Source organism: Agrobacterium fabrum str. C58, from assembly GCF_000092025.1.
Taxonomy (GTDB): Bacteria; Pseudomonadota; Alphaproteobacteria; order Rhizobiales; family Rhizobiaceae; genus Agrobacterium; species Agrobacterium fabrum.
This window is the reverse complement of sequence record NC_003063.2, coordinates 540182-563590: the sequence shown is the minus strand read 5'-3', so window position 1 is coordinate 563590 and position 23409 is coordinate 540182. Positions and strand designations below refer to the sequence as shown.

Sequence of the window (23409 nt, the reverse complement as noted above, 5' to 3'; positions counted from 1 at the left end):
GGCCCTCCTGCCTTATCCCGTCACAGCTTCGTGAAAACGCCCTTCGTGCACGGTTTTGCCGTGCCAAAACGGGGCTTTGTTAAGAGATCGTTCAGCACCCTCTGGCAGATTGTTAAGCTAAAGAAGCGGTAAACTGCGCGAGACGAGGTTGGTCATGAACGAGGATTTCTGGAAGACGGTGGAAGGTCGTCATTCGTATTCCAACAAATCCCGTCGCACCGGCGTACTCAATGTGGCGCTGTTGTTCGGCACGGCGGTCATCGCGCTCTCGCTGATCATCACTCCCATGCTTGCCGGAAAATCTCCCACGCGCGTGGCGCAGTTCCCCGACAATTACGACATGATCAGCACCGGCTCCATCAAGAAGACCGATGTGGGCAAGACCTATTCCATCCGCCGCAGTGTCACCCAGCCGATGCCGGAGATGCCCTGCGTGGTCACGGGTTACAGCAACGAGGGCGGTTGCTGATCATTTACCATCAACGGTAACGGATTCCTCATGTCGCCGACCTAGGATGGTGCTGAATTTCAACAGGGCGTGTGCCGGTTGTCGAAACGCACCGGATGGTGGATGGGGAATATCCTGTGCTGCATTTTTTTATCAATTTTTGCAAAAATGAAAACGGCGCGACAGCGATTGAATACGGCCTGATCGCAGGGATAATTTCCGCAGCGCTCATCGCCGGCCTCGGCAACATCAGCAGCGGTATCAATGCCGTGTTTCAGTTCATCGTCGACGCTTTTCCCAAGGGTTGAAAGCTCGCGCCGATCATTCAGGACAGTTTTACTTCTGTTGTCTTCAAGGCGTCAGCAAGGCGCATCTTGGCGGAGCCGGGTTTCAGGGGCTTTTGCTGGCTCTCATGCGGCGCCCAGCCTGATACATAGATGATGGAAAATGTCGCCCTTATCCGCCCGTCGGGATCCGAATAGCGCTCGGCATAGAGTTCCGCCGCCCGCAGGAAAAAGGCGCGGTTGAGCGGCTTTCGGCTTCTGCTTGCCAGCGGGTTGGCCATGCCCATGGCGCGCAGGTCGCGCATCAGCGGGAAAATCGAATCATAACGCACCGTGTAGGTCTCCGCGTCGGTGACGGGAAGAGCAAAACCGGCGCGTTGCAGGAGCGCACCGACATCGCGCACGTCGGCGAAGGGAATGACGCGCGGGCTGGCACCTCCGGTCAGCTCCGCTTCTGCTGTCAGCAAGACATCGCGCAGCTCATGCAGGGTGCCGCTGCCGGGAATGGCGCCGAGAAACAGACCATCGGGCTTCAATGCGCGCCGTATCTGGATCAGCGCACCGGGGGTGTCGTTGGTGAGATGCAGGGCAAGCGGTGAAACGATGAGATTGGCGGAGGCTTCCGCGAGCGGCAGATGCTCCATCGACGCCGTTTCGGGAATGTTTCCGTCCGTCGCGAATGCGCTTTCGGTTTCGATGCGGCGAATGTTGTCCACTTTTCCCGTCTCGGCCAGCCGGCGGGCCGTCACGCCCGTTCCGCCGTGCAGTTCGATGGCCGTCTCGAACTTGCGCTCGACGATGGCAAGCCTGTCGGCCAGCTCTTCGGCTGCCATGTCGAGAAGAAACAGGGCCTTGTCATCACGCCGGGTCCACGCACGGCGGCGGTTTTGTTCGATCAGGGCCTGGTCAAAGAGAATATCCATCGTCTTGCCTGCTCGGCCTTCAACGCCTTCTGGGTCGGCGGGCCTTATCGTTGCTGTCATGCCGCTTCGGGCATTATTTCCGGTGTCGCGCCGGAGCGTATCGCTCTCGCAAAGGCACCCGTTCGGCGCTAAAGTCAACCTCATGAGTGCTGGTGACGATCTGTTTTCGGGATTGCTGTCGAAGTCCGCCGTCGTGCCTTCCGCGGCACGCGCGGTGGCGCGTTCGTTCTTCCGCCTCGTCTATCCGCCGACCTGCGCCGGCTGCAATCGCATGACCGGTGGCGAAGGCGCCTTATGCCCCGATTGCTGGAGGGATGTCGCCTTTATCGATCGCCCTTTCTGCGAGGTTCTGGGCATTCCCTTCGCGCGGGACCATGGAGAAGGTGTTGTCAGCGGGCGGGCAATCGCCGATCCGCCACCTTTCGATCGCCTGCGTAGCGTCGCCAGCCATGAGGGCACGGCCCGCAAGCTGGTTCACCGGTTGAAATATCAGGATCGCACCGATCTCGCCCGGTTGATCGCGCTGTGGATGTTGCGGGCAAGTGACGGGACGGTTGACGCCTGCGATTGCATCGTGCCGGTTCCGCTGCATCGCCGCCGCTTCCTGCACCGCCGTTTCAACCAGTCCGCCGAGTTGGCCCGGCATCTTGCCCGGGCCGCCGGCAAACCTTTGCTCGCCGGCACGCTGCTGCGCGTGAAGCCGACCGAGCGGCAGGTGGGGCTTTCCGCGCTTGCCCGTCGGGATAATGTGCGGGGTGCGTTTTCCCTCGCGCCCGGCCGGGAGGCCGATATTTTCGGCAAGCGCGTGGTGCTGGTGGATGACGTCTATACGACAGGCGCGACGGTGGGGGCGGCAAGCCGCGCCCTGCGCAAGGCGGGTGCCGTGGATGTGACAGTTTTGACCTTTGCAATGGCCATTTCCGGCCCTATATGAAGCCTGAACGACGTGACTTTATCGTGCGTTTTGCCGCACGTTTGCGAGGCTCTGAATAACATGGCACCGGTAACGATCTATACACGGGATTTTTGTGGTTATTGCGCGCGCGCCAAGGCGCTGCTGGACATGAAGGGCGTCGATTACGCCGAATATAACGCCACCACGACGCCGGAATACCGGCAGGAAATGATCGAGAAATCCGGCGGCACGACCTTCCCGCAAATCTTCATCAACGGCCAGCATGTAGGCGGTTGTGACGATCTGCATGCGCTGGAACGTGCCGGCAAGCTGGATGCCATGCTGGCTGGCTGATCGGCAGGGTTTATGGAGGACGTGATGAGTTTCAAGGCTGCCGCCATCCAGATGCGCTCCGGCGTCGACCCGGTAAGGAACGCCGCCGATATGGAACGGCTGGTGCGCGCCGCCGCGGCGGAAGGGGCTGTGTATGTACAGACCCCGGAAATGACGGGCGCAATCCAGAAGGACAGGCAGGCGCTTCGTGCCCAGCTGCGTGATGACGATGGCGATATCATCGTAGCGACCGCCGCACGGCTGGCACGCGAGCTTGGCATTCACGTCCATATCGGCTCCACGGCCATTGCCCGCCCGGATGGCAAGATCGCCAATCGCGGTTTTCTCTTCGCGCCGGATGGTTCGCGCATCTGCAGCTACGACAAGATCCATATGTTCGATGTCGATCTCGATAATGGCGAAAGCTGGCGTGAAAGTGCCGCTTACCAACCCGGTGAAGTGGCACGTATCGCCGAACTACCGTTGGCAAAATTCGGCTTTGCGATTTGTTATGACGTCCGTTTCCCTCAGCTTTTCCGGGCAGAAGCGCTGGCTGGTGCGGAGGTTCTGACGGTTCCGGCGGCCTTCACACGCCAGACGGGGGAAGCCCACTGGGAAATCCTGTTGCGTGCCCGTGCTATCGAAAACGGTGCTTTTGTAATCGCCGCCGCACAGGCCGGCGTTCACGAGGACGGTCGCGAGACATTCGGCCATTCCATCATCATCGACCCCTGGGGTAAGGTGCTGGCCTTGGCGGGCGGTGCGGGGGAAGAGATTATCTTTGCCGAGATCGACACGTCGCTGGTTGCGGCTGCGCGCGGCAAAATTCCCAATCTGCGCAATGCCCGTGAGTTCGGGCTGGACACCGTCATTCCCCTGAAACCTGCCGGAGGTGAGGCGGCGTGATCCGTTATGCGCTGGCCTGTGAAAAGGGCCATGAGTTTGAAGGCTGGTTTGCCGGTAGCGACGATTTCGACAATCAGTTGCAGCGCGGCTTGCTGTCTTGTCCGGTCTGCAATTCCGTTGAGGTCTCCAAGCTCCTGATGGCGCCTTCCGTCTCCACCGCCCGCAAGAGGGACGAACGCCAGACGCTCGCGATGGATTCCGCCAGGAAAGAGGCGCTTGCGAAAATCCGGGAAGCCGTTGCCAATATCCGCGCGAATGCGGAGGACGTCGGCGACAAGTTTCCCGAGGAAGCCCGCAAGATCCATTATGGCGAGGCGGATGAACGCGGCATTATCGGCAATGCCTCGGTGCAGGAAGCCAAGGCCCTGCTGGACGAGGGCATAGAGATCGCGCCGCTGCCGGTGCTGCCCGACGACGTGAATTGAGTTTCTTCAGCTCGATATTGCCGCACCTAATCGCCTTCACGAGATGGCCGGCCTGAGAGCGGCCCGTAAAAGCAGGTAGGTTGTTTCACGCGGCCGCCGGGCGTTTCGCCATCATCATATAGTTGACTTCCATGTCCGGCGAGAGGTTCCAGCGATCCTGGAGCACGTTATAGAAGACGCCGGTGCGGTGAATGATATCCATACCGCTCGCCACGATCGGCCGCTCGAGTTCTTCCGGGCGGACCAGCTTTTCATACTGGTGCGTGCCGCGCGGCAGCCAGCGCAGCACGTTTTCGGCGGCGAAGATTGCCAGCGCCCTGGCCTTCAGCGTGCGGTTTATGGTGGCGGCGAACATCAGCCCGCCGGGGCGCACCATTTTCGCGCAGGTGGTGACGAACAAATCGACATTGGCCACATGCTCCACCACCTCCATGTTGAGGATGACGTCGAAGCTTTCGCCGGCTTCCTGCAACTGTTCCGCGGTCACGGCGCGGTAATCAACGCTGACGCCGCTTTCCCGTGCATGGGTTGAGGCGATGCCGATATTCTTCTCCGAGGGATCGGCGCCCACCACGGTGGCACCCATGCGTGCCACGGGTTCGGACAGAAGGCCGCCGCCGCAGCCGATATCCAGCACGCGCAGCCCTTCCAGCGGGCGATGCGCCTTCGGGTTGCGGCCGAAATTCTCGCAGACGCGGTTGCGAATATATTCGAGCCGAACCGGATTGAATTTGTGCAACGGGCGGAACTTGCCTGTCGGGCTCCACCATTCCGCAGCCATCGCGGAGAAGCGATCCACCTCGCTCTGATCGACGGTCGTCTGTGCGGTCTCGCTCATGGGTCTGCTCCATATTGCTCTTGCATTGAAGTCGGATGATTGATCCCCGAAGTCAAGACCGGCGGTCTATTCCGCAGGTAAATTGTCGGGGGGCGCATTGCCGCAGATGGAACTGACACGGCACCTTGTTTGTTTCATGCTGCGTTCATGGAGGAACGCGTATTTTCCGATCGTGGCAGTATGCGGAACGCATGCTCGTCCATCGAATATGATGGATGCCGACAAGGGCAAAGCGGGCCTTTGCTTGAGGAGAAAGAAGTGAAGAGAAAACTATTTGGCGCACTAGCGCTGGTGGCGATGCTCGCTGCGCCGGCACTTGCAGAAGCTGCGACGCGCGGTTTCGCCACCGCAAATGTGAATATGCGCTCCGGCCCGAGCACGGCTTATCCGGCCGTAGTGGTGATCCCGGTTGGCGCACCATTGACGGTGCACGGCTGCCTGTCCGATACGCCGTGGTGCGACGTCTCTTTTGTCAATGGCCGTGGTTGGGTCGCCGGTCGTTATATCCAGACGACGTTCCGGCAAAACCGGGTCTACGTCGAGCCGCGTTATTATCGCGATCTCGGTGTTCCCGTGATCACCTTTGAAGCCGGCCGTTATTGGGACCGTTATTATCGCGACCGCGACTTTTACCGCGAGCGCGACCGCTGGCGTCGTCCGCCGCCATCAGGCGGTTACTGGAACGCGCCACCTCCGAGTGCCGGCTGGGATCGCCCGCGTCCGCGTGATGATTGGCGCGATGGCCGCCGGGATGACGGGCGCCGTGATGAATGGCGCGATCCGCGTCAGGGTGGCCCGAATGATGGTCGCTGGGAACGTCGTTACGGCGACTGGAACCAAGGTGACCGAAATCAGGACAGGCCACGTCGCGACGACGACCGCCGTCGTTGGGAAGATGAAAACCGCGATCGAAATCGTGATCGAGACAGCAATCGAGACGGCAATCGTGATCGCCCGCAGAATCAGTATGATGGTCAGCGTGGCCAGTTGGAAGGCCAGCCACGCCCGCCTGCACCAGCCCCGGATGCTCCTCTGCAGGGGTGCATAATCGGTAGTCCAGGTTGCGCCCAGCGCTAACAGACAAAGCCCGGCGAGATTTCGTCGGGCTTTTTCATTTGGGGCTTTGTTCGATGTATTCGTGCGGTGTTATTTCGTGGCAGTAGCCTTGCGGGCACGGCTCTTGGGTTTTGCCGGTGCTTCCGCGTCCAGTGCGGCAACGTCAACAATCGCCGTGGGAGCGGCTTTTTTGCGCGTTGCCGGTTTTGTCGCTTCCGATGTCTTCAGCAGCGAAAATTCATGCCTGGCCTGTTCCCAATGCTGCGCATCGCGGCCATGGGGATGGCCTTCCTTTTCCCAGAGTGTATATGCCCGTTTACTGATCCATTCGTTTTCCGAAACCTGCATGCTCGTCTCCCGTTGCTGTTTACAGCGCCTTTGAGAAGGCGACATTCTGCTTGGTCCGGCACACGCTCGACAGCAATCGATGCCGGCATTTCCAGAACCTATTACATGCCATGATCTTTCAGGCGTCAAGCAAACATGCTGCATTGCGAAAGAGGATTTCCGGCATTTTCTCTCCTGCAAAGCGGTTTTGGCGAAAGACGTTCCCGCAGGACAAGATCAATGTTGCGTGATCGCGCCAAGGCCGCCAAGATGGGTGGATGCATGGCGGCGGAGGAGGCGGTCTTGGAACTGGCAAGGGAAGTGGAAACTGAGGTCGTCGTCGAGACAAAAGGAGCGGGCGGCATCATCGGCCTCAATCGCCCGAAGGCCATCAACAGCCTGACGCTGCCGATGGTGCGCGCCCTGTTTCAGGCACTTCAGCGCTTCGAGGACGATCCCGCCATTTCCTGCGTGGTGTTGAGAGGAGAGGGCGAAAGAGGGCTCTGCGCTGGCGGTGATGTCCGTATCATCCATGATCTCGGCAAGGCAGGCGACCCGCAAGTGCTGGATTTCTGGCAGGAGGAGTTTCCGCTCAACTATCGCATCGCCCGTTTCGGCAAACCCTATGTGGCCTTGATGGACGGCATCGTCATGGGCGGCGGTGTCGGTATTTCCGCCCATGGCAGCCACCGCATCGTCACGGAGCGCACGCGGCTCGCCATGCCTGAAACGGGCATCGGTTATTTCCCCGATGTCGGCGGGTCCTGGCTTTTACCGAGGGCACCCGGCGAATGCGGCACCTGGCTGGGGTTGACGGGCAACGCCGTCACCGCTGCAGATGCGATTTATGCCGGTTTTGCCGACTATTGCGTGCCATCAGGACGTCTCGACGCACTGGTGCAGGCTCTGTCGAAAGCTACCGATATCGAAGGTGTCGATGCGGCGATAGCGTCCTACGCCACTGACGGGGGCGAAGGCCTGCTGGCCGCAAATCGGGATATCATTGACGCGACATTCCGTTTCGACACGGTCGAGGAAATCTTCGCCGCACTTTCGGCGCGTGACGATGCTTTTTCACGCGAGACCCTCGAGATACTGCGTAAACGCTCTCCCACCAGTCTGAAACTGACCCTGAAGTTACTGCGCCTCGGCCGGGAAAGCGCGAGCCTGATCGAATGCCTGGAGCGCGAATTCGCCGCAGGCACGGAGATATTGCGGCAGCACGATTTTTACGAGGGCGTGCGTGCGGCCCTGGTCGATAAGGATCGCAATCCCCGCTGGCGGCCTGCACGGCTGGAAGAGGTGAGTGAAGAAGACCTTGCACCTTATTTTGCCGCGCATTCCGGCAATCTGTTTCCCGAGCATCGTCTTTAGCCTGACGCAAAAGAAATCCGTCTTCCCGCTCCATATGAAATCATCGCCTTTAGAAATTCAATTCTTTGGGCGAAATTTCCAATCCGCGCTTGCGCAAAGCACGACTATTTCTCGTCGCTGTTGCCGCCGCCGGTTATGTTGAGCACCATTCGAATTGCCGGGGGTATTCATGAAACGTCTTCTCATTATCGGTACTGCCATTGCCGCTCTTTTTGCAGGTGCGGCGCAGGCGCAGTCTCCGACCACCATTCTCAACGCGTCCTATGATGTCGCCCGTGAAGTTTTTGCGGCCGAGAACGAGGCGTTCATCAAGCTGCATCCGGGCATCACGGTCGATCAGTCGCATGCCGGCACTTCCAAGCAGGCGCGCGCCATCGTTGAGGGGCTGGAAGCCGATGTCGTCACCTTTAACCAGGTGACGGATGTCGATTTTCTGGTGAAGCAGAAGTTCGTGTCCGCCGACTGGAAAAAGGATTTCCCGAACGACGCCTCGCCGTTCTATTCCTTCCCGTCCTTCCTCGTGCGCGCCGGCAACCCCAAGGGTATCAAGGACTGGGACGATCTTGCCCGCGACGATGTGAAGGTGGTTTTCCCCAATCCGAAGACCTCGGGTAACGCCCGTTACACTTATCTCGCCGCCACGGCTTACGCCAAGGAGAAGTTCAACGGCGACGAGAAGAAGGTTCAGGAATTCGTCAAGAAAATCTTCGACAACACGCCAGTGTTCGATACCGGAGGCCGCGCAGCCACCACCACTTTCGTGGAGCGTGAAATCGGCGACGTGCTGATCACCTTCGAAGCCGAAACCCGCGGCATTGCCAAGCAATATGGCGCCGAGAAGGTGGAAGGCGTTGTGCCCTCGGTCAGCCTGCTCGCCGAATTCCCTGTCGCCGTGGTGGACAAGGTGGTCGACAAGCGCGGATCGCGTGAGCTGGCGAAGAGCTATCTCGACTTCCTCTATACCGAGGAAGGCCAGCGCATCGCCGCAGAATTCGGTCACCGCGTTCATGATGAAAAGGTCGTCGGCGAGTTCAAGGACAAGTTCCCGGCCATTCGCCTCGTCAACGTCAATGATGCCTTCGGCGGCTGGGAGAAAATCCAGAAAGAGCATTTTGCATCAGGCGCGACGCTTGATACGCTTTACGGCAGCCGTTAATCACAACGATAGAGAACGGTCAAAAGACCCGGCGGGAAACTGCCGGGTCGCTTTATGATTGATGGGGGCGGGTTTGAAGCGGAATGTTCTGCCGGGGCTGAAATTGTCCCTTGGCGTTACCCTCACTTACGTCGCCATCATCGTGCTCCTGCCGCTCTCGGCGCTGGTGTTCAAGGCCGCAAGCCTTGGACCTGCCGAATATTGGTCGATCATCTCTTCGCCACGCGCCGTCGCCAGTTACCGTGTCACGGTGCTCTGCGCGCTGGCTGCGACATTGTTCAACGTCGTTTTCGGGGTGGCGCTCGCCTGGGTGCTGACGCGTTATCGCTTTCCGGGCTGGCGCATCGTCGATGCCATTGTCGATTTGCCTTTTGCGCTACCCACTGCCGTGGCCGGCATTGCGCTGACGACGCTGTTTGCGGGAAATGGCTGGTTCGGTTCTCTGCTGGCGCCGCTCGGCATCAAGGTGGCCTATACGCCTGTTGGCATTATGGTGGCGATGGCCTTTACCAGCCTGCCCTTTATCGTGCGCACCGTGCAACCGGTGCTGGAAGACCTCGATCCGGCGCTGGAGGAAGCGGCGCAGTCGCTTGGCGGCTCCGACCTTGAAGTCTTCCGCAAGATCATCCTGCCGCTGCTGACGCCGGCGCTGCTCGCCGGTCTTTCGCTCTCCTTCGCCCGTAGCCTCGGTGAATTCGGGGCGATCATCTTCATCGCCGGTAACCAGCCGTTCTCGACGGAGATTACTGCACTGCTGATCTTTATCCGTTTGGAGGAATACGATTATCAGGCCGCCGCCGCCATCGCCTCCGTGCTGTTGATAACCGCCTTTGTGATGTTGGCCGTGACAAATTACCTGCAGGCGCGGGCGCTGCGTTATACGGTGAGGAGCTGAGGCATGAGCACCGTTTCCCGACACCGTAAACCGCCGCGCGTTGGTGACGCGCCTCTCGTTCGCCGCAGCCTGATCGCCTTCGTGCTCGTCATTGGCGCTCTCTTGGTTGTCGCACCGCTTATCATCATCGGTGTTGAGGCGTTTTCGCAGGGGTGGAAGGTCTATTCCTCCACCATCACCCATCCCGATACCCGTCACGCCATCATGTTGACGGTTCTGACGGCGCTGATCGCCGTGCCGGTCAATACAGCCTTCGGGGTTGCGGCCGCATGGGCCATCACCAAATTCGATTTTCCCGGCCGGCGCTTCCTGCTGGTGCTGATCGAGATACCCTTCTCCATTTCGCCGATCGTTGCGGGTGTCGCCTATCTCTTCGTGTATGGTTTGCAGGGGCTGTTCGGACCGTTCCTTGACGCGCATGACATCAAGATATTGTTTGCGCTGCCCGGCATCGTTATCGCCTCGATGTTCGTCACAGCACCTTTCGTGGCACGCGAGCTGATCCCGCTGATGCAGGCGCAGGGCCGCGATCTCGAGGAGGCTGCGACCTCACTCGGCGCGTCCGGCTGGCGCACCTTCTTTTCGGTGACGCTGCCGAATATCAAGTGGGCGCTGCTTTATGGCGTGGTGCTGTGCAACGCCCGCGTGATGGGCGAGTTCGGCGCGGTATCGGTCGTATCGGGCAATATCCGCGGACAGACCAATACGCTGCCTCTGCATATCGAACTGCTTTACCACGACTACCAGACGGCTGGCGCCTTCGCCTCGGCCTCCATCCTCGCTTTGCTTGCCGTCGTTACCATCATCGCCAAGGTGGCGCTGGAACGGCGCGGTGCCGGGCGCGGTGCCAAAAAGACCAACGGCGATGCCGCCATCGCCACGGAGACCTGATTCCCATGAAAATCCGCCTCGAAAATGTGGTGAAGACCTTCGATACCTTCCGCGCCGTGCGCGATGTTTCGCTGGATATCGAAAGCGGCGAGCTTCTGGCGCTGCTCGGCCCTTCCGGCTCCGGCAAGACCACGATTTTGCGCATGGTCGCGGGTCTGGAATATAGCGATGGCGGCCGCATCTTTTTCGGGGATGAGGATGCCACCAATATTCCGGTACGGGACCGCGGCGTCGGTTTCGTGTTCCAGCATTATGCGTTGTTCCCGCATATGACGCTGCATGAAAACATCGCCTTCGGCATGAAGGTTTCGAAGGTCAAGCGCGACAAAGCGGCGATTGATGCCCGGGTCAAGGAACTTCTGAACCTCGTCAAACTCGATGGTTTGGGTGACCGTTTCCCGGCGCAGATTTCCGGCGGGCAGCGGCAACGCGTGGCGCTGGCCCGCGCCCTTTCGGTCGATCCCAAGGTGCTGCTGCTGGACGAACCGTTCGGGGCACTGGACGCCAATGTGCGTCGCGACCTGCGGCGCTGGCTGCGGGAAATTCACGATTCGCTTGGTATCACCACGATTTTCGTGACCCATGACCAGGAAGAGGCGCTTGATCTGGCTGACCGCGTGGTCATTCTCAATCAGGGCGGGATCGTGCAGCAGGGCACGCCGAAAGAGGTGTGCCGCCAGCCCAACAGTTCTTTCGTCATGCGTTTCCTTGGCGATGCCAACCGGGTGTCCGGCGTGGCGCGCGGCGGCAAGGTCTATGTCGGCGAAAACGAGCTGCCCTTCTCCTATACCCAAGGCGACGGCGCCGTCGATATCTATGCCCGCCCCGGCGATCTTGAATGGGAAGATCTACATGAGGGGATTCCGGCTTCGGTGGAGCGTGTCCTCGACCGCGCTGGCGAGCGCCGGGTGATCGCCAGCACCGATGGTGGCGATATCCTGGAATTCGATGTGCCGCCGGAAAACGATGTTACGGCCGGAGATCGCGGTTCGGTCATCATCCGCCGGGCGAAGATTTTTCCGGTGGCATAGGGGCGACAGCCAGCTTCAGATCAGAAGCTCGAAAGCGCTTTCCGCCACAAGCCTGCCATTGATCATCAGCTCGACCTTGTGGATACCGGCATAGTGCTTGCGTGTGGTGAAGTCGCGCATGGCGCGGCTGATCGACAGCGCGCAGGTTTCGCCGGGCTGAAGTTCAACTTCTTTCCATTTGAAAACCTTGGCGGAGGCATCGCCACTCTTCTTCACGTAATGCACGGCGTAATCGATCACCAGCTTCTGCGGGCGCGTTGCCGTTGAGGTGAAAGAGGCGGAAATCCGCACCGGATTGCCGAGAGTGACCGTCTCAGGCGAGACTTGAAACGCCGCAAGCGTAATCTGCGCTTCCTCATGGGCGCCGAGATGGGCAAGAGCTGCGGCATCACCCTTTTTGATGAGGGTGCGCAGAGCCTGCCGCACGATCCAGCGCGTATGCGCGTTGTCCTTCGGCCATGTGTCCACCAGCGCCAGCACGAAAGCGGGATTATCCTTGGTGATATCGTTCAGGTGATTGGCGACGGATTTGCGCACATATAGCGCTTTGTCGGCTTTCATGGCGTCGAGGATCGCGGTGACGGGGGAGGGATCATCGATCAGCGGTTTCAGCTGGAATGACCAGGGCAGGCGGGGCCGGCAACCTTCGCTCGCCAGCCGCCGCACATGCTCGTTTCCGTGCAGCGACCATGTTTCCATCACCGCAAGCGTGGCGCCTAAGTCCTTTTGCAGGAAATGCCGGATGGCAAATTCCGACGAACCGAAGCGGGTGAAATAGGACAAGGCCTGCATGGAAAGATCGAAATCATCGAGGCCATAGAGTGCCACATATTCCGGCAGCGAAATGGAGGCGAAACCGTTGCCTATACCGGGGCTGCGGCGGTCAGGATTTCGATGTTGCGGGCATAGTCGCCGGGAAGCGTTGCATGCAGGCTCGTCGCCACCTGCCTCATGCGCTGCATGATGCCGAGCGCCTCCAGATTCGTCGTGGCGTGTGCCATGAAGGCGGAAACGTCGAAGGACGGATGAACGGCCTTGGTCTGATCGGCGATATGCTGCAGTTTTTCGCGGTTGAAGATTTCCTTCAATGCCGGTGCCGCGGTGTCGCTCATGTTGCCCTCAAAGTTCACTTTTTGTTCTTTTAAGAGAAGATGAGATTGGGGGCAAGATAGGTCTGTGCAACTTTCAGAGAGCGCTGTCAGACTGAGTGGTTGCGGCTCGCTTCTTCTCCCCGTCGGGGAGAAGGTCGCGGCAGCGGGATGAGGGGGCAAGGGTAGAGAAATACTGTGAGCTAGCCCCCTCATCTGCCATTCGGGCATCTTCTCCCCGGCGGGGAGAAGAAGTTTCTGTAAAAATCAACTCATCTGGCTGACGAATTTGGTCTCCAGATAGGCCTGAACCGCTTCCGAACCGCCTTCCGTGCCATAACCGGAATCCTTGATGCCGCCGAAGGGGACTTCGGGAAGCGCAAGGCCGTTATGGTTGATGGTCAGCATGCCGGCCTCGACCTGTTGGCCGAGCGCATGCGCGGTTTTGACCGAGCCGGTGAAGGCATAGGATGCAAGGCCGAAGGGCAGGCGATTTGCTTCGGTAATGGCATCATCGAAGCTCGAAAAGCGGTTGATGATCGCAACCGGGCCGAACGGCTCGTCATTCATGATCTTGGCGGTCACCGGCACATTGGCGAGAACCGTGGGCTCGAAGAAATTGCCCTTGTTGCCGATGCGGCGGCCGCCGGTCTTCAGTTCCGCGCCATGGGAAACGGCGTCGTTGATGAGACCTTCCAGGGCGGGAATGCGGCGCTCATTGGCGAGCGGACCCATGATGACGCCCTCTTCGAGACCGTTGCCGACCTTGATGGCTTTCGTTGCTTCCACGAAACCCTCGAGAAAGCGGTCCGCCACGCCATCCTGCACGAGGAAGCGGGTGGGGGCGACGCAGACCTGGCCGGCATTGCGGAACTTGGCAAGCGAGGTCACCTCGATCGCCTTCTCGATATCGGCATCATCGAAGATCATCACTGGTGCGTGGCCGCCCAGTTCCATCGTGGCGCGCTTCATGTGCTTGCCGGCCAAGGCCGCCAGATGTTTGCCAATGGGCGTGGAGCCGGTGAAGGAAATCTTGCGGATGACCGGATGCGGGATCAGATATTCCGAAATCTCCGACGGAACGCCGTAGACGAGGCCGATGACACCTGCCGGCACGCCCGCATCCACGAAGGCGCGGATGAGTTCGGCCGGCGATGCCGGGGTTTCCTCAGGTGCCTTGACGATGATGGAGCAGCCGGTGGCAAGCGCCGCGGAGAGCTTACGGACGATCTGGTTGAGCGGGAAATTCCACGGCGTGAACGCCGCCACGGGGCCGACCGGCACCTTGATGGCAAGCTGCGACACACCGGTGGCGCGCGCGGGGATGACCTGGCCATAGGTGCGGCGCGCTTCCTCCGCGAACCAGTCGATGGTGTCGGCGGCGCCCATGATTTCGGTAGCGGACTGCGCCAGTGGCTTACCCTGCTCGCGGGTCATGATGTAGGCGATCTTGTCCTTGCGCTCACGCAGGATGTCGGCGGCCTTGCGCATGATCTTCGAACGCTCATAGGGCGAGGTGTCGCGCCACAGCTTGAAACCGCGCTCGGCGGCGGCAAGCGCCAGATCGAGGTCTTCCTTCTCGGCATGGGCAATCGCGCCGATGATCTCGTCGGTTGCCGGATCGGACACGGCGATCGTCTTGCCGGAAACGGCGTCTCGCCATTCGCCATCAATGAGAAGTTTGATGTCGGGATAGGTGTGCATAGGGACTACCTTCATGATGTGGCCGATACAGCGAGTGCCGTCCGGCCCGGAGACGTGAACAGAATTTTCCTGACCGGACGATATCCGGCGTCGCGGCTTGCGCTGCGCGGAACAGATGTCTGGATATTTCCGGCATCCGAGATGGCCAGAAACGGAAGTGACAGTCTTTATATTAAGTTCCGGGCGGTGCGTTTCAACCGTGCGCGTCGGCAATTGTCACGATTTTTCTGTGACGGGGACCTGTCTGCGTCATTCCGGTTCGGTATCTGGAAGGACGATGAGTGGCAGGCCGGTCCGCGCGAATCAGAAGGTTCTGTCCAAGGGTGGAACAGCTTCCGTCACAATTCGGCCTTTGTCACACCGGACGGATTGCCTCTGGCGTCTGCGGATTGCCTCATAACAGGGCGTCGAGCGTAAAAAACTATAATAAGACGGAAAAATTATCCAAAGGGTTTACTCAAAACCTAGAGAAAATACGGATAAAATCTCAGTGAGGATATAACATCAGTTCCTGATATATATTGTGAGTGTCGGTGCCTTTAACCTTCAAAGGTTGGCGAAAACCCTCGAGCTGAACGTTATAGATGGAGAAAAAATATGAGTGTCGGCCGGGTACTTCTCAGTGCGTTCTTGTCGCTTATGTGGCTTTCCTGCGCGCAGGCCGGGACAATTGCCAAACCGCAGGGCAAACCGATATTAACCATATCCGGAAACATCACCAACACGAATGCCGAGGGTGCGGCGCAGTTTGACCGCGACATGCTGGAAGCGCTCGGCATGGAGACGGTGGAGACGACGACGCCCTGGCATGATGGCCGTGTTCGCTTCGATGGTGTTTCGCTGGCAAAGCTGATGGATATCGTCGGCGCGAAGGGCACAAGCGTCACGGCGGTCGCTCTCAACGATTATGTCAGTACGATACCGATTGAAGATTTTAAGAAATTTAACGTTATTCTGGCGATCAAGCTGGATGGCAATTACATGACAGTTCGCGAAAAAGGCCCGTTGTTCGTCATCTATCCCTATGACAGCGACCCGGAGCTGCAGAAGCAGACGTATTATTCGCGGTCCGCATGGCAAGTTGCCAAACTGATAGTGGAATAAAGGTGCCGTTTGCGAAAACTTGTGGCGGTGATCATCTGTTGCTTCGTCCTGGCAACGGGCTATATCGCTTTCGTCATTGCCGAGCGGCAGACCGCTCTGCAGAAATTCGCCCGCTACAATGATTCCTGGGCGGTCAGCCAGACGGTGGCGGAATATCTGCGCCTGCAGAACAAGCTGGCCGTCTTCGCACTCAACCCCGGCAAGATAGACCGGGACGAGTTGCAGCTGCGTCTGGACATCATGCTGAGCCGGCTTGAGCTTCTGAAGCAGGGCAATCTCGGGGCCTTCATCAATGAGAAACAGCAGTGGCGGGATCTGGTAACCCGCCTCGATGCCATTCTTGCGCACCTGGAGCAGGAGGTGAACACCCTTGATCCCGCCGAGGTTCCGGATCTGCTAGCGGCGATGAGCGCGCTCGATGCGCCGATGACGACGCTCGCCTCCTCTTCCGTCGCTTATGATGTCAACCTCATCGATACCGCCCATGAGGATGTTCGCAAGCTGCATATCGTCTATACCGCGCTGGCCGGTGGCCTGATTCTATGCGGTATTGCTCTCGTCATATTGCTGCTGCGCCAGAACGATCTCCTGAACCGCGCGCAGAAAAGCATGCGTGGCCTGACGGATGACCTGCGCGCCGCCACGCTGGAATTGCAGGCGAAGAATGTCCGGCTCGAGCACGATGCCTATCATGACGCATTGACGGGGCTGCCGAACCGTTCACTGTTCCGGCAGGAGCTGATCGAGAGGTTGCGCCGATCCTTCGGCGGCACCGGAACGACGGCCATCCTCCTGCTCGATCTCGACGGGTTCAAGGACGTGAACGATACGCTCGGCCATGATGCGGGCGATGCGCTGCTTCAGGCCGTGGCGCAGCGCCTTTCGGCTATCGGCGGCGATTATGACATGGTCTGCCGCCTGGGCGGTGATGAATTTGCCGTCGTCTCCGACGATCTGAACGAGGATGCCGCCCGCCGCCTTTCCACCAAGCTCATCGACCAGATCAGCCGCACCTATCAGCTGGGTGAGCAAGAGGTCAAAATCGGCACCTGCATCGGCATCGCCATCTCGCATGGTGCCGTCGATGCCGATGAATTGTTCAAGCGCGCCGATCTGGCTCTTTATGAGGCGAAAGCCATCGGCCCGGGCCGGGCAAGCGTGTTCAAGGTCCGCATGCAGAAGCAGCTGACCGAGAAGAAATCCTTCGAGGCCGATCTGCAGACGGCACTGCAGAACGACGAAATGGAAGTCTATTACCAGCCGCAGGTGGCGACGCAAACCCGCAAGCTCTGCGGTTTCGAAGCGCTGCTCCGCTGGAAACATCCGGTCAGGGGCGATGTGCCGCCCAGCGTGTTCATTCCCGTCGCGGAAAGGACCGGCCTTATCCATTCGCTTGGAAAATGGGTGATGGAGACCGCCTGCCGCGAGGCGATGGGGTGGGACGAGGATATGAAGGTGGCGGTCAATCTTTCGCCGGTTCAGTTCCACAGCACCAACCTCATCCAGAACGTCATGGGCGCGCTTGAGAAAAGCGGGTTGGAACCGAGCCGTCTCGAGCTTGAGATTACCGAATCGATCCTGCTTAACAAGAGCGACCAGACGATCAACACCCTGTCGCGGCTGAAGGCCGTCGGTATCAAGATCGCCATGGACGATTTCGGCACGGGTTATTCATCGCTCGCCAATCTGCGCGGCGTGCCCTTCGACAAGATCAAGATCGACCGATCCTTCCTGCGCGATATCACCAGTGACCGTGACGCCTTGGCGATCGTGGAATTCGTGGTCGGCGTTGGCCGCAGTTTGCGCATGACGACGATTGCGGAAGGTATCGAGACGGAAGAGCAATATGAATGTGTCAGACGCCTGGGATGTGATCAGGTGCAGGGATATCTGATCAGCCGGCCCTTGCCAGCCAAGGAACTGGTGGCTTGGAGTTCGGTCTGAAACGGGCCTGTTTCGCGACCTTGCAAGCGTGTCGAATTCTTAACCGATATATCATTGCCTGCTAAAACCGATATCGGTCGCCGCGCCGATGTTGTAGAGCAGTCCCGGTCGATGTGGATCATTCGGACGAAGCGACCGGGTTTTGCGAAAAGGCTTGAGACATGGAAATACTGGACGTGCATGGAGTTGCCCTGCCTCTTTCTTCCGATGAGGTTTCGCCCGTCATATGGCAGGCGCTGACCGACGGTAGCTACGAGGCGAAGGAGGCCCGCAGCGTCCTGAAAGCCATCAAGCCCGGCGACCGCGTGTTGGAGCTGGGATCCGGTATTGGCATCATCACCTCGATCATCGCCGGCATCGAGGATGTTTCCGTCTGGGCCTTCGAGGCCAACCCTGCAACGGCCGCGCTGGCGGAGCGGGTGATCAAGGCCAATTGCCGCGGCAATGTGGTGTTTTCGCAGGGGCTCCTCACCGCAGACGAGCCTCGCTCCTATCCCTTTTATGTTCGCAAGGATCTCTGGATGTCGTCCATGGACGAGAACCAGGGTCCATATGAAAAACGCATCGAAATCTCCTCGGCGAATATCGATGAATTTGTGGCCGAGCAGGGCATTACCGCGCTCGTCATGGATATCGAGGGCGCGGAGCGCGATCTGCTTGGCAAGGCCGAACTTGCCGGTGTCGAGCGGATATTCGTCGAGCTGCACGACCATCTCTATGGTCTCGCCGGCGTTCGCGACATCATGCAGGCGCTGACCGCCAAGGGTTATGCCTATGATCCGCGCGGCTCGCGAGGTCCTTGCGTGCTGTTTTCCAGGGATGATAGCCCGAGGGAATACGATCCCGACGTGGATTGAAAGCCTGTCACCTCACGCCGAGGGTGACGTTAGAGAGTTTGTTTCAAACTGGGGGCAGGGCGCGGAGCATTCTGCCCTCAATCAGTTTTCCTTCCGCTTGCGCCATCCGGTGCAACTTTTGAGGCTGCGTGAAGTTTAGTGCCCATGCCATAATCCGGCAGGCAGCGGGCGGCTCCATTATTATTGCTAAAAGCGCAACTCATTCCGAATTATTATTGTAATTGTTGGGACCGCTTTCCTGCGTCATTATCCCTCCATCAAACCGGCGCACAAGAAGCTGCACTGTAGATGCCAACGCAACCGAAGGAGAAACGATCATGGGCTTTGTTAAGACGACAGACGGAACCGAAATCTTTTACAAGGACTGGGGCCCGAAGGATGCCCAGCCGATCATGTTCCACCACGGCTGGCCGCTCTCGTCCGATGATTGGGATGCGCAGATGCTGTTTTTCCTCTCTAAAGGTTTTCGTGTTGTCGCCCATGACCGCCGTGGTCACGGCCGCTCCGCCCAGGTTGCCGATGGTCACGATATGGACCACTACGCCGCCGACGCCTTCGCCGTCGTTGAGGCGCTCGATCTGAAGAATGTCGTCCATATCGGCCATTCCACCGGTGGCGGCGAAGTCGCCCGTTATGTCGCCAAGCATGGCGAACCCGCCGGCCGCGTTGCCAAGGCGGTTCTCGTTTCCGCGGTACCGCCGCTGATGCTCAAGACCGAGGCCAATCCGGAAGGCCTGCCGATGGAAGTCTTTGACGGCTTCCGCTCAGCCCTTGCCGCAAACCGAGCCCAGTTCTTCCGCGACGTGCCGTCCGGCCCGTTCTACGGCTTCAACCGCGATGGCGCGTCCGTGCAGGAAGGCGTGATCCAGAACTGGTGGCGTCAGGGCATGATGGGCGGCGCGAAGGCTCATTATGACGGCGTCAAGGCCTTCTCCGAAACCGACCAGACTGAAGACCTGAAGAATATCAGCGTTCCAACGCTCGTTCTCCACGGTGAAGACGACCAGATCGTTCCGATTGCCGACTCGGCTCACAAATCGGTCAAGCTGCTGAAGAACGGCACGCTGAAGACTTATCCCGGGTTCTCGCACGGCATGCTGACAGTCAATGCCGATGTGCTGAATGCGGATCTGCTGGCCTTCATCAAGGGCTGATCCTCTGCAGAATCGAAATGCGGCCGATTGTTCGGCCGCATTTTTATGCGGATCAGGTCAGATGGTTTTGCCAGGCGGTGCGATAAGACGTAAGGCCCGCAATATCCTCCGCCGTGAAATGACGCTCGCGACCGGCAACCGGCTTGATCCCGGTGAGGAGCGCTGCACCCGCACTGGTTCCCGTCGAACCCTCCATGGCAATGACGTCGGTTGCGGCGAAAGCGGCGAGTGCCTTCAAATACAGTGCGTTTCCGGCGAATGGACCCTCAACGACAATCGGCCCTCTCCGCTCAACGAGCGAAAGGCAGAATTCCGTCATCAGGGCGAGATAAAGCGAGGCGGCCGCATGTCGCTCCGCCCCCGTTGCATCGCTATCGGCGATCCAGCGTGATGCGCTTTGCGGAAAGGGGCCGGAGCCGCTGACCACGCTTGGCAGCAGCATCATCCCTTTTTCGATAACCCCGCCGAGGGCGGCTTCAATGTCGTGGGGCGTCGCAGCTCCGAATTGCTGCGCCAGCATCTCATATTCCCTGCCGCCCATGAAGCGGGAGGAGGGAACGGGTCGCCCGAGAGCATCGACATTCAAAAGCGTATCGCGGGCGGGATCCAGTGCATCCGCCTTGCCGCCAATGGCGAAATTCACCACCCAGGTGCCGGTGGAGACGACGGAAAAATCGCCCTCCCGGCGCAATAGATGCGGCAGGAGCGATGCGTTGGAATCGTGGATGCCGCAATAGACCGGCATATCGGGTGAGAGCCCGGTTTCCTGCGCCAGTGATGGGCGGATCGTGCCCAGCACATCGAAAGCGGAGCGGACAGGTGCCATCAGGTGCTCGATGCCAAGACGCCCGACCAGCGAGGAGAAGCTTTTCCGGCGTGGGTTCCACAGATCGGTATGGCACCCGAGCGACGTCGTTTCGGTTGCCTGCACCCCAGTCAGCCGTCCCGCCCAATATTGCGGATAGGTGACGATGCTGCGCACCCTGGCGAAATCGTCCGGAAAGTTGGTTTTCTGGAAATGGATCTGCGCACCGAGGTTCAGTCCGGCGGGAAGTTGCGGTGAGCCGGTTTCGGCAAAATCGGGTCTGATGCCGCGATAGGCCTGCTGAACCGGTTCGGCGTAGATATGCTCGTAATCGAGCACCGGCATGGCAAGGTCGCCGGTTCCATCGAGAAGCGCTGCCGAAGCGCCATGGGTGGTGATGGAAATCGCATCGAAACCCGGCTCGTGGCCAAACCGTTGAAGCGCGGCAAGAATGAAGTTCCAGAGCATCTCCACATCGTAATGCGGGTAGGGGCCATCGCGAAGAACCGGGTTCGTCCGCTTCTCGGCAGCAATCTCCTCGCCGCTGCCGGTGTCGATGACGACGACCTTGGCGTTGGTCTTGCCGATATCGATGACCGCGACGCGGCCAAGGTTAATGCTGTTGCTCATGGCAGATGGAACACCGTCACCAGGTCTTTTGCGACGGGCGAATTGTCGGGATTGCTCTCCATGATATCAGCCATATGCGCCCACCATTTTTTCATCACGGGATGTTCGGGCAAAGCCGCCATGCCATGGACCTTCGGCCGGGTCAGCACGCCGAAAAGAATGCTAGTTTCGGGGTCGAGATGGATGGAGTAGTCGCTCACACCCGCCTCATGCAGCAGCGCCACCAGCTCCGGCCAGATCTCGTCATGGCGTTTTTTATATTCCACCTCTTTGCCGGCGAAGAGTTTCATCCTGAAGGCATGTTTTTCGAGTTCTGGCATAGCTCAGCCTCTCATGGCCCGAAGGCGACGGACGACGATGGGGATGGCGATGGTGATGATCAGCAGCAGGCCGACGAAGATCGACATGACGATGCCGGGCACGTTCAGAAGCCCCAGCCCGAAAGTGACGAGCCCCATCACGAAGGCGGCGATGACGACGCCCGCGATGGTGCCGGAACCGCCGAGAATGGAAACGCCGCCTAGCACTACCATCGTCACGACCTCCAGCTCCCAACCCTGGGCAATCGACGGCCGCGTCGAGCCGAGACGGGACGTGAGGCAGACGGCGGCGATGCCGCTCATCAGGCCGGTGAGCAGGAAGAGGATGAACTTCACGCGCTCGACGGGAATGCCGGAAAAGCGGGCGGCGAAGGGATTGGTGCCGATGACATAGACCTGCCGGCCGAAATTGGTGGCATGCAGCAGAATGGCGAAGAGGACGGCCATGACGATGAACAGCACGAATTCGAAGGAGATCACCCAGAACACGTAGCCCTGACCGAAATAGGCGAAATCCGCCGGATATTTGCCATAGGCCTGATCCCCCAGCACCATATAGGAAATACCGCGAAACAGGCTCATGGTGCCGATGGTGACGACGATGGAGGGTAGTTTCAGCCCCGCGACCAGAAAGCCGTTGAAGGCGCCGCAGAAAAGCCCGGTGCCGATGCCGATGGCGACGAGGCCAGGCGTGCCGACCCCCATCTGCACCGCCGCACCCATGGCGGTGGAGGCCAGTGCAATGATGGCGGCAACCGACAGGTCGATTTCACCGGCAATGATCAGAAGCGCCATGGCAAAGGCGATGATCGCCTTTTCGGTGAAGTTGAAGGTCGCGTCGGAGAGATTCCAGGCATTGAGGAAATAGGGCGAGGCGAGCGAATTGGCGATGAAGATGAGGATCGCGACGCCAAGCAGCAACACTTCCCAGCTGGCCATGATACGGCTGAGCGGCGTGCCGAGTTTGTCGGGAATGACGCGCGGTGCCTGTGATGGTTGGGAATTCGTGCTCATGCAGATGCTTCCTTCCCATGGTCTGCCGCGGCCCGGTCACGCAGGATGATACGGCCTTTTCTGGCTTCGGCGCGGGCGTTGAAGACAACGGCGAGCACGATGACCACGCCTGATATCGCCATCTGCGCGAAGGGCGAGATGCCGATGACGGGCAGCGCGTTCTTGATGACGCCGAGGAACAGCGCGCCGAGCACCGCACCGGCCACCGAGCCGATACCGCCGGCAATCGAAATGCCGCCGATTACATTGGCCGCCACGCTGTCCAGCTCGAAACCGGCGGCGATATCTACATAGGCGACGGCGTAACGCGACACCCAGAGATAGCTGGCGAGGCCAGCCAGAGCGCCTGAGAGCACGAAGGCGAAGAAGCGCGTGCGGCCGACATCGATGCCCGCATAGACCGCCGCACCCGGGTTGCCGCCGGACGCATAGGCTGAGCGGCCGAAAGAGGTACGGGTGAGCACCAGCCAGGCTCCCGCGATGATGAGAATGGCGACCCAAGACAGAACCGGCATGCCAAGGATCATCGTGCGCGGCACGTTGAGGAAGGTCGGCGAAAACTGATGCGCATTCACCCAACCGCCGCCCGAGAGCACGAAAGCCATGCCGCGATAGATGGTGAGCGTGCCGAGCGTCACGACAATGGGCGGAATGCCGAGCCACCAGACGAGGATACCGTTGAGCGAGCCCAGAAACGCGCCGATGCCGACCGCCATGACGATGAGCAGCGGCAGGGGTACGCCCGGAAAGGCGGCATTGGTCATCGCCACCGCCATGCCGGTAAAGGCGAGATTGGCGGCGACTGAGAGGTCGATGGATTTGGTGAGAATGACCGCCATCTGGCCAAGCGCCAGGATGATGAGGATGGACGTGTCATTGAAGATATTGACGAGATTGCCGGGCCGGCCGAAGCCGGGCGCGCGCAGGGCAAAGCCGGCAATCATGATGATGATGATACCCGCCAGCAGCCATTCGCGATTTTTGAGTAGACGTTGCATGTTTGTGGC

The 23409-nt window shown here is 59.5% G+C and carries 24 protein-coding genes and 1 pseudogene; 16 read left to right on the top strand and 9 right to left on the bottom strand.

The window, feature by feature from the left end:
* Nucleotides 1–154 precede the first annotated feature (154 nt).
* Both ATU_RS16280 and ATU_RS16275 read left to right on the top strand, forming a co-directional pair.
* The gene (locus ATU_RS16280; protein ID WP_006315743.1) at nt 155–469 is read left to right on the top strand and encodes a hypothetical protein; all 315 of its coding nucleotides are present in this window, start codon (nt 155–157) and stop codon (nt 467–469) included.
* A 95-nt stretch (nt 470–564) separates the two neighbouring features.
* Nucleotides 565–756, top strand: coding sequence for a Flp family type IVb pilin (locus ATU_RS16275; RefSeq protein WP_006315744.1), 192 nt, complete (start codon nt 565–567; stop codon nt 754–756).
* A gap of 17 nt (nt 757–773) precedes the next feature.
* On the opposite strand, the gene ATU_RS16270 is transcribed toward ATU_RS16275, so the two are convergent.
* Nucleotides 774–1655: a methyltransferase domain-containing protein gene (locus ATU_RS16270; RefSeq protein WP_010973103.1), complete on the bottom strand. Its 882-nt coding sequence runs from the start codon at nt 1653–1655 to the stop codon at nt 774–776.
* A 142-nt stretch (nt 1656–1797) separates the two neighbouring features.
* On the opposite strand from ATU_RS16270, the gene ATU_RS16265 reads away from it, so the two are divergent.
* The 4 genes from ATU_RS16265 to ATU_RS16250 are packed head-to-tail and all read left to right on the top strand — an operon-like array spanning nt 1798 to nt 4214.
* Nucleotides 1798–2589, top strand: a complete 792-nt coding sequence (locus ATU_RS16265) for a ComF family protein (RefSeq protein ID WP_010973102.1) — start codon at nt 1798–1800, stop codon at nt 2587–2589.
* A gap of 60 nt (nt 2590–2649) precedes the next feature.
* The gene (grxC, locus tag ATU_RS16260; protein ID WP_006315748.1) at nt 2650–2904 is read left to right on the top strand and encodes a glutaredoxin 3; all 255 of its coding nucleotides are present in this window, start codon (nt 2650–2652) and stop codon (nt 2902–2904) included.
* A 24-nt stretch (nt 2905–2928) separates the two neighbouring features.
* On the top strand, nt 2929–3789 hold the full coding sequence (locus tag ATU_RS16255; RefSeq protein WP_010973100.1) for a carbon-nitrogen hydrolase family protein: 861 nt from the start codon (nt 2929–2931) through the stop codon (nt 3787–3789).
* On the top strand, nt 3786–4214 hold the full coding sequence (locus ATU_RS16250; protein WP_006315750.1) for a DUF1178 family protein: 429 nt from the start codon (nt 3786–3788) through the stop codon (nt 4212–4214). Before ATU_RS16255 ends, ATU_RS16250 begins: the two co-directional genes overlap by 4 nt.
* Nucleotides 4215–4299: 85 nt before the next feature.
* Here the strand turns inward: ATU_RS16250 and ubiG are convergent, their stop codons facing one another.
* Nucleotides 4300–5052, bottom strand: coding sequence for a bifunctional 2-polyprenyl-6-hydroxyphenol methylase/3-demethylubiquinol 3-O-methyltransferase UbiG (gene ubiG / locus ATU_RS16245; protein WP_006315751.1), 753 nt, complete (start codon nt 5050–5052; stop codon nt 4300–4302).
* Nucleotides 5053–5310: 258 nt separating this feature from the next.
* On the opposite strand from ubiG, the gene ATU_RS16240 reads away from it, so the two are divergent.
* Complete coding sequence (locus tag ATU_RS16240; RefSeq protein WP_035216456.1) at nt 5311–6129, top strand: SH3 domain-containing protein; 819 nt, start codon at nt 5311–5313, stop codon at nt 6127–6129.
* A 69-nt stretch (nt 6130–6198) separates the two neighbouring features.
* Here ATU_RS16240 and ATU_RS16235 read toward each other — a convergent pair whose 3' ends face one another.
* Nucleotides 6199–6456, bottom strand: a complete 258-nt coding sequence (locus ATU_RS16235) for a DUF2934 domain-containing protein (RefSeq protein ID WP_035257319.1) — start codon at nt 6454–6456, stop codon at nt 6199–6201.
* A 261-nt stretch (nt 6457–6717) separates the two neighbouring features.
* Here ATU_RS16235 and ATU_RS16230 point away from each other — a divergent pair, with 261 nt between their 5' ends.
* The 5 genes from ATU_RS16230 to ATU_RS16210 all read left to right on the top strand — a co-directional run bounded on the left by ATU_RS16230 (nt 6718) and on the right by ATU_RS16210 (nt 11782).
* On the top strand, nt 6718–7809 hold the full coding sequence (locus tag ATU_RS16230) for an enoyl-CoA hydratase/isomerase family protein (RefSeq protein ID WP_407061427.1): 1092 nt from the start codon (nt 6718–6720) through the stop codon (nt 7807–7809).
* Nucleotides 7810–7978: 169 nt separating this feature from the next.
* Nucleotides 7979–8965 carry a thiosulfate ABC transporter substrate-binding protein CysP gene (gene cysP / locus ATU_RS16225; RefSeq protein WP_010973096.1) on the top strand — a complete coding sequence of 329 codons (987 nt, stop codon included), beginning with the start codon at nt 7979–7981 and terminating at the stop codon, nt 8963–8965.
* 61 nt (nt 8966–9026) lie between these two features.
* Nucleotides 9027–9860: a sulfate ABC transporter permease subunit CysT gene (gene cysT, locus ATU_RS16220; RefSeq protein WP_010973095.1), complete on the top strand. Its 834-nt coding sequence runs from the start codon at nt 9027–9029 to the stop codon at nt 9858–9860.
* Between the two features lie 3 nt (nt 9861–9863).
* A complete protein-coding gene (cysW, locus tag ATU_RS16215; protein WP_010973094.1) occupies nt 9864–10751 on the top strand; it encodes a sulfate ABC transporter permease subunit CysW in 888 nt (295 codons plus the stop codon).
* Between the two features lie 5 nt (nt 10752–10756).
* On the top strand, nt 10757–11782 hold the full coding sequence (locus ATU_RS16210) for a sulfate/molybdate ABC transporter ATP-binding protein (protein ID WP_010973093.1): 1026 nt from the start codon (nt 10757–10759) through the stop codon (nt 11780–11782).
* A 15-nt stretch (nt 11783–11797) separates the two neighbouring features.
* Here ATU_RS16210 and ATU_RS16205 read toward each other — a convergent pair.
* Nucleotides 11798–12894 (bottom strand): annotated as a pseudogene (locus tag ATU_RS16205) (DNA alkylation repair protein).
* Between the two features lie 243 nt (nt 12895–13137).
* On the bottom strand, nt 13138–14574 hold the full coding sequence (locus ATU_RS16200; protein WP_006315769.1) for an NAD-dependent succinate-semialdehyde dehydrogenase: 1437 nt from the start codon (nt 14572–14574) through the stop codon (nt 13138–13140).
* A gap of 597 nt (nt 14575–15171) precedes the next feature.
* On the opposite strand from ATU_RS16200, the gene ATU_RS16195 reads away from it, so the two are divergent.
* The 4 genes from ATU_RS16195 (at nt 15172) to ATU_RS16180 (ending at nt 19633) form a co-directional block, all read left to right on the top strand.
* Nucleotides 15172–15678 carry a putative pterin-binding protein gene (locus ATU_RS16195; protein ID WP_006315770.1) on the top strand — a complete coding sequence of 169 codons (507 nt, stop codon included), beginning with the start codon at nt 15172–15174 and terminating at the stop codon, nt 15676–15678.
* A 21-nt stretch (nt 15679–15699) separates the two neighbouring features.
* Nucleotides 15700–17622: a putative bifunctional diguanylate cyclase/phosphodiesterase gene (locus ATU_RS16190; RefSeq protein WP_230058160.1), complete on the top strand. Its 1923-nt coding sequence runs from the start codon at nt 15700–15702 to the stop codon at nt 17620–17622.
* 161 nt (nt 17623–17783) lie between these two features.
* Nucleotides 17784–18479, top strand: coding sequence for an FkbM family methyltransferase (locus tag ATU_RS16185; protein WP_010973090.1), 696 nt, complete (start codon nt 17784–17786; stop codon nt 18477–18479).
* 317 nt (nt 18480–18796) lie between these two features.
* The gene (locus ATU_RS16180) at nt 18797–19633 is read left to right on the top strand and encodes an alpha/beta fold hydrolase (protein WP_010973089.1); all 837 of its coding nucleotides are present in this window, start codon (nt 18797–18799) and stop codon (nt 19631–19633) included.
* A 52-nt stretch (nt 19634–19685) separates the two neighbouring features.
* Here the strand turns inward: ATU_RS16180 and ATU_RS16175 are convergent, their stop codons facing one another.
* The 4 genes from ATU_RS16175 to ATU_RS16160 are packed head-to-tail and all read right to left on the bottom strand — an operon-like array spanning nt 19686 to nt 23400.
* Nucleotides 19686–21068: an FGGY-family carbohydrate kinase gene (locus ATU_RS16175; RefSeq protein ID WP_010973088.1), complete on the bottom strand. Its 1383-nt coding sequence runs from the start codon at nt 21066–21068 to the stop codon at nt 19686–19688.
* Nucleotides 21065–21388, bottom strand: a complete 324-nt coding sequence (rhaM, locus tag ATU_RS16170; protein ID WP_010973087.1) for an L-rhamnose mutarotase — start codon at nt 21386–21388, stop codon at nt 21065–21067. The genes ATU_RS16175 and rhaM overlap by 4 nt, the downstream gene beginning before the upstream one ends.
* Nucleotides 21389–21391: 3 nt before the next feature.
* Nucleotides 21392–22402, bottom strand: a complete 1011-nt coding sequence (locus tag ATU_RS16165) for an ABC transporter permease (RefSeq protein ID WP_010973086.1) — start codon at nt 22400–22402, stop codon at nt 21392–21394.
* Nucleotides 22399–23400 (bottom strand): ABC transporter permease, encoded by a 1002-nt coding sequence (locus ATU_RS16160; protein ID WP_010973085.1) that lies wholly within the window; start codon nt 23398–23400, stop codon nt 22399–22401. Before ATU_RS16160 ends, ATU_RS16165 begins: the two co-directional genes overlap by 4 nt.
* Between the last annotated feature and the right edge of the window lie 9 nt (nt 23401–23409).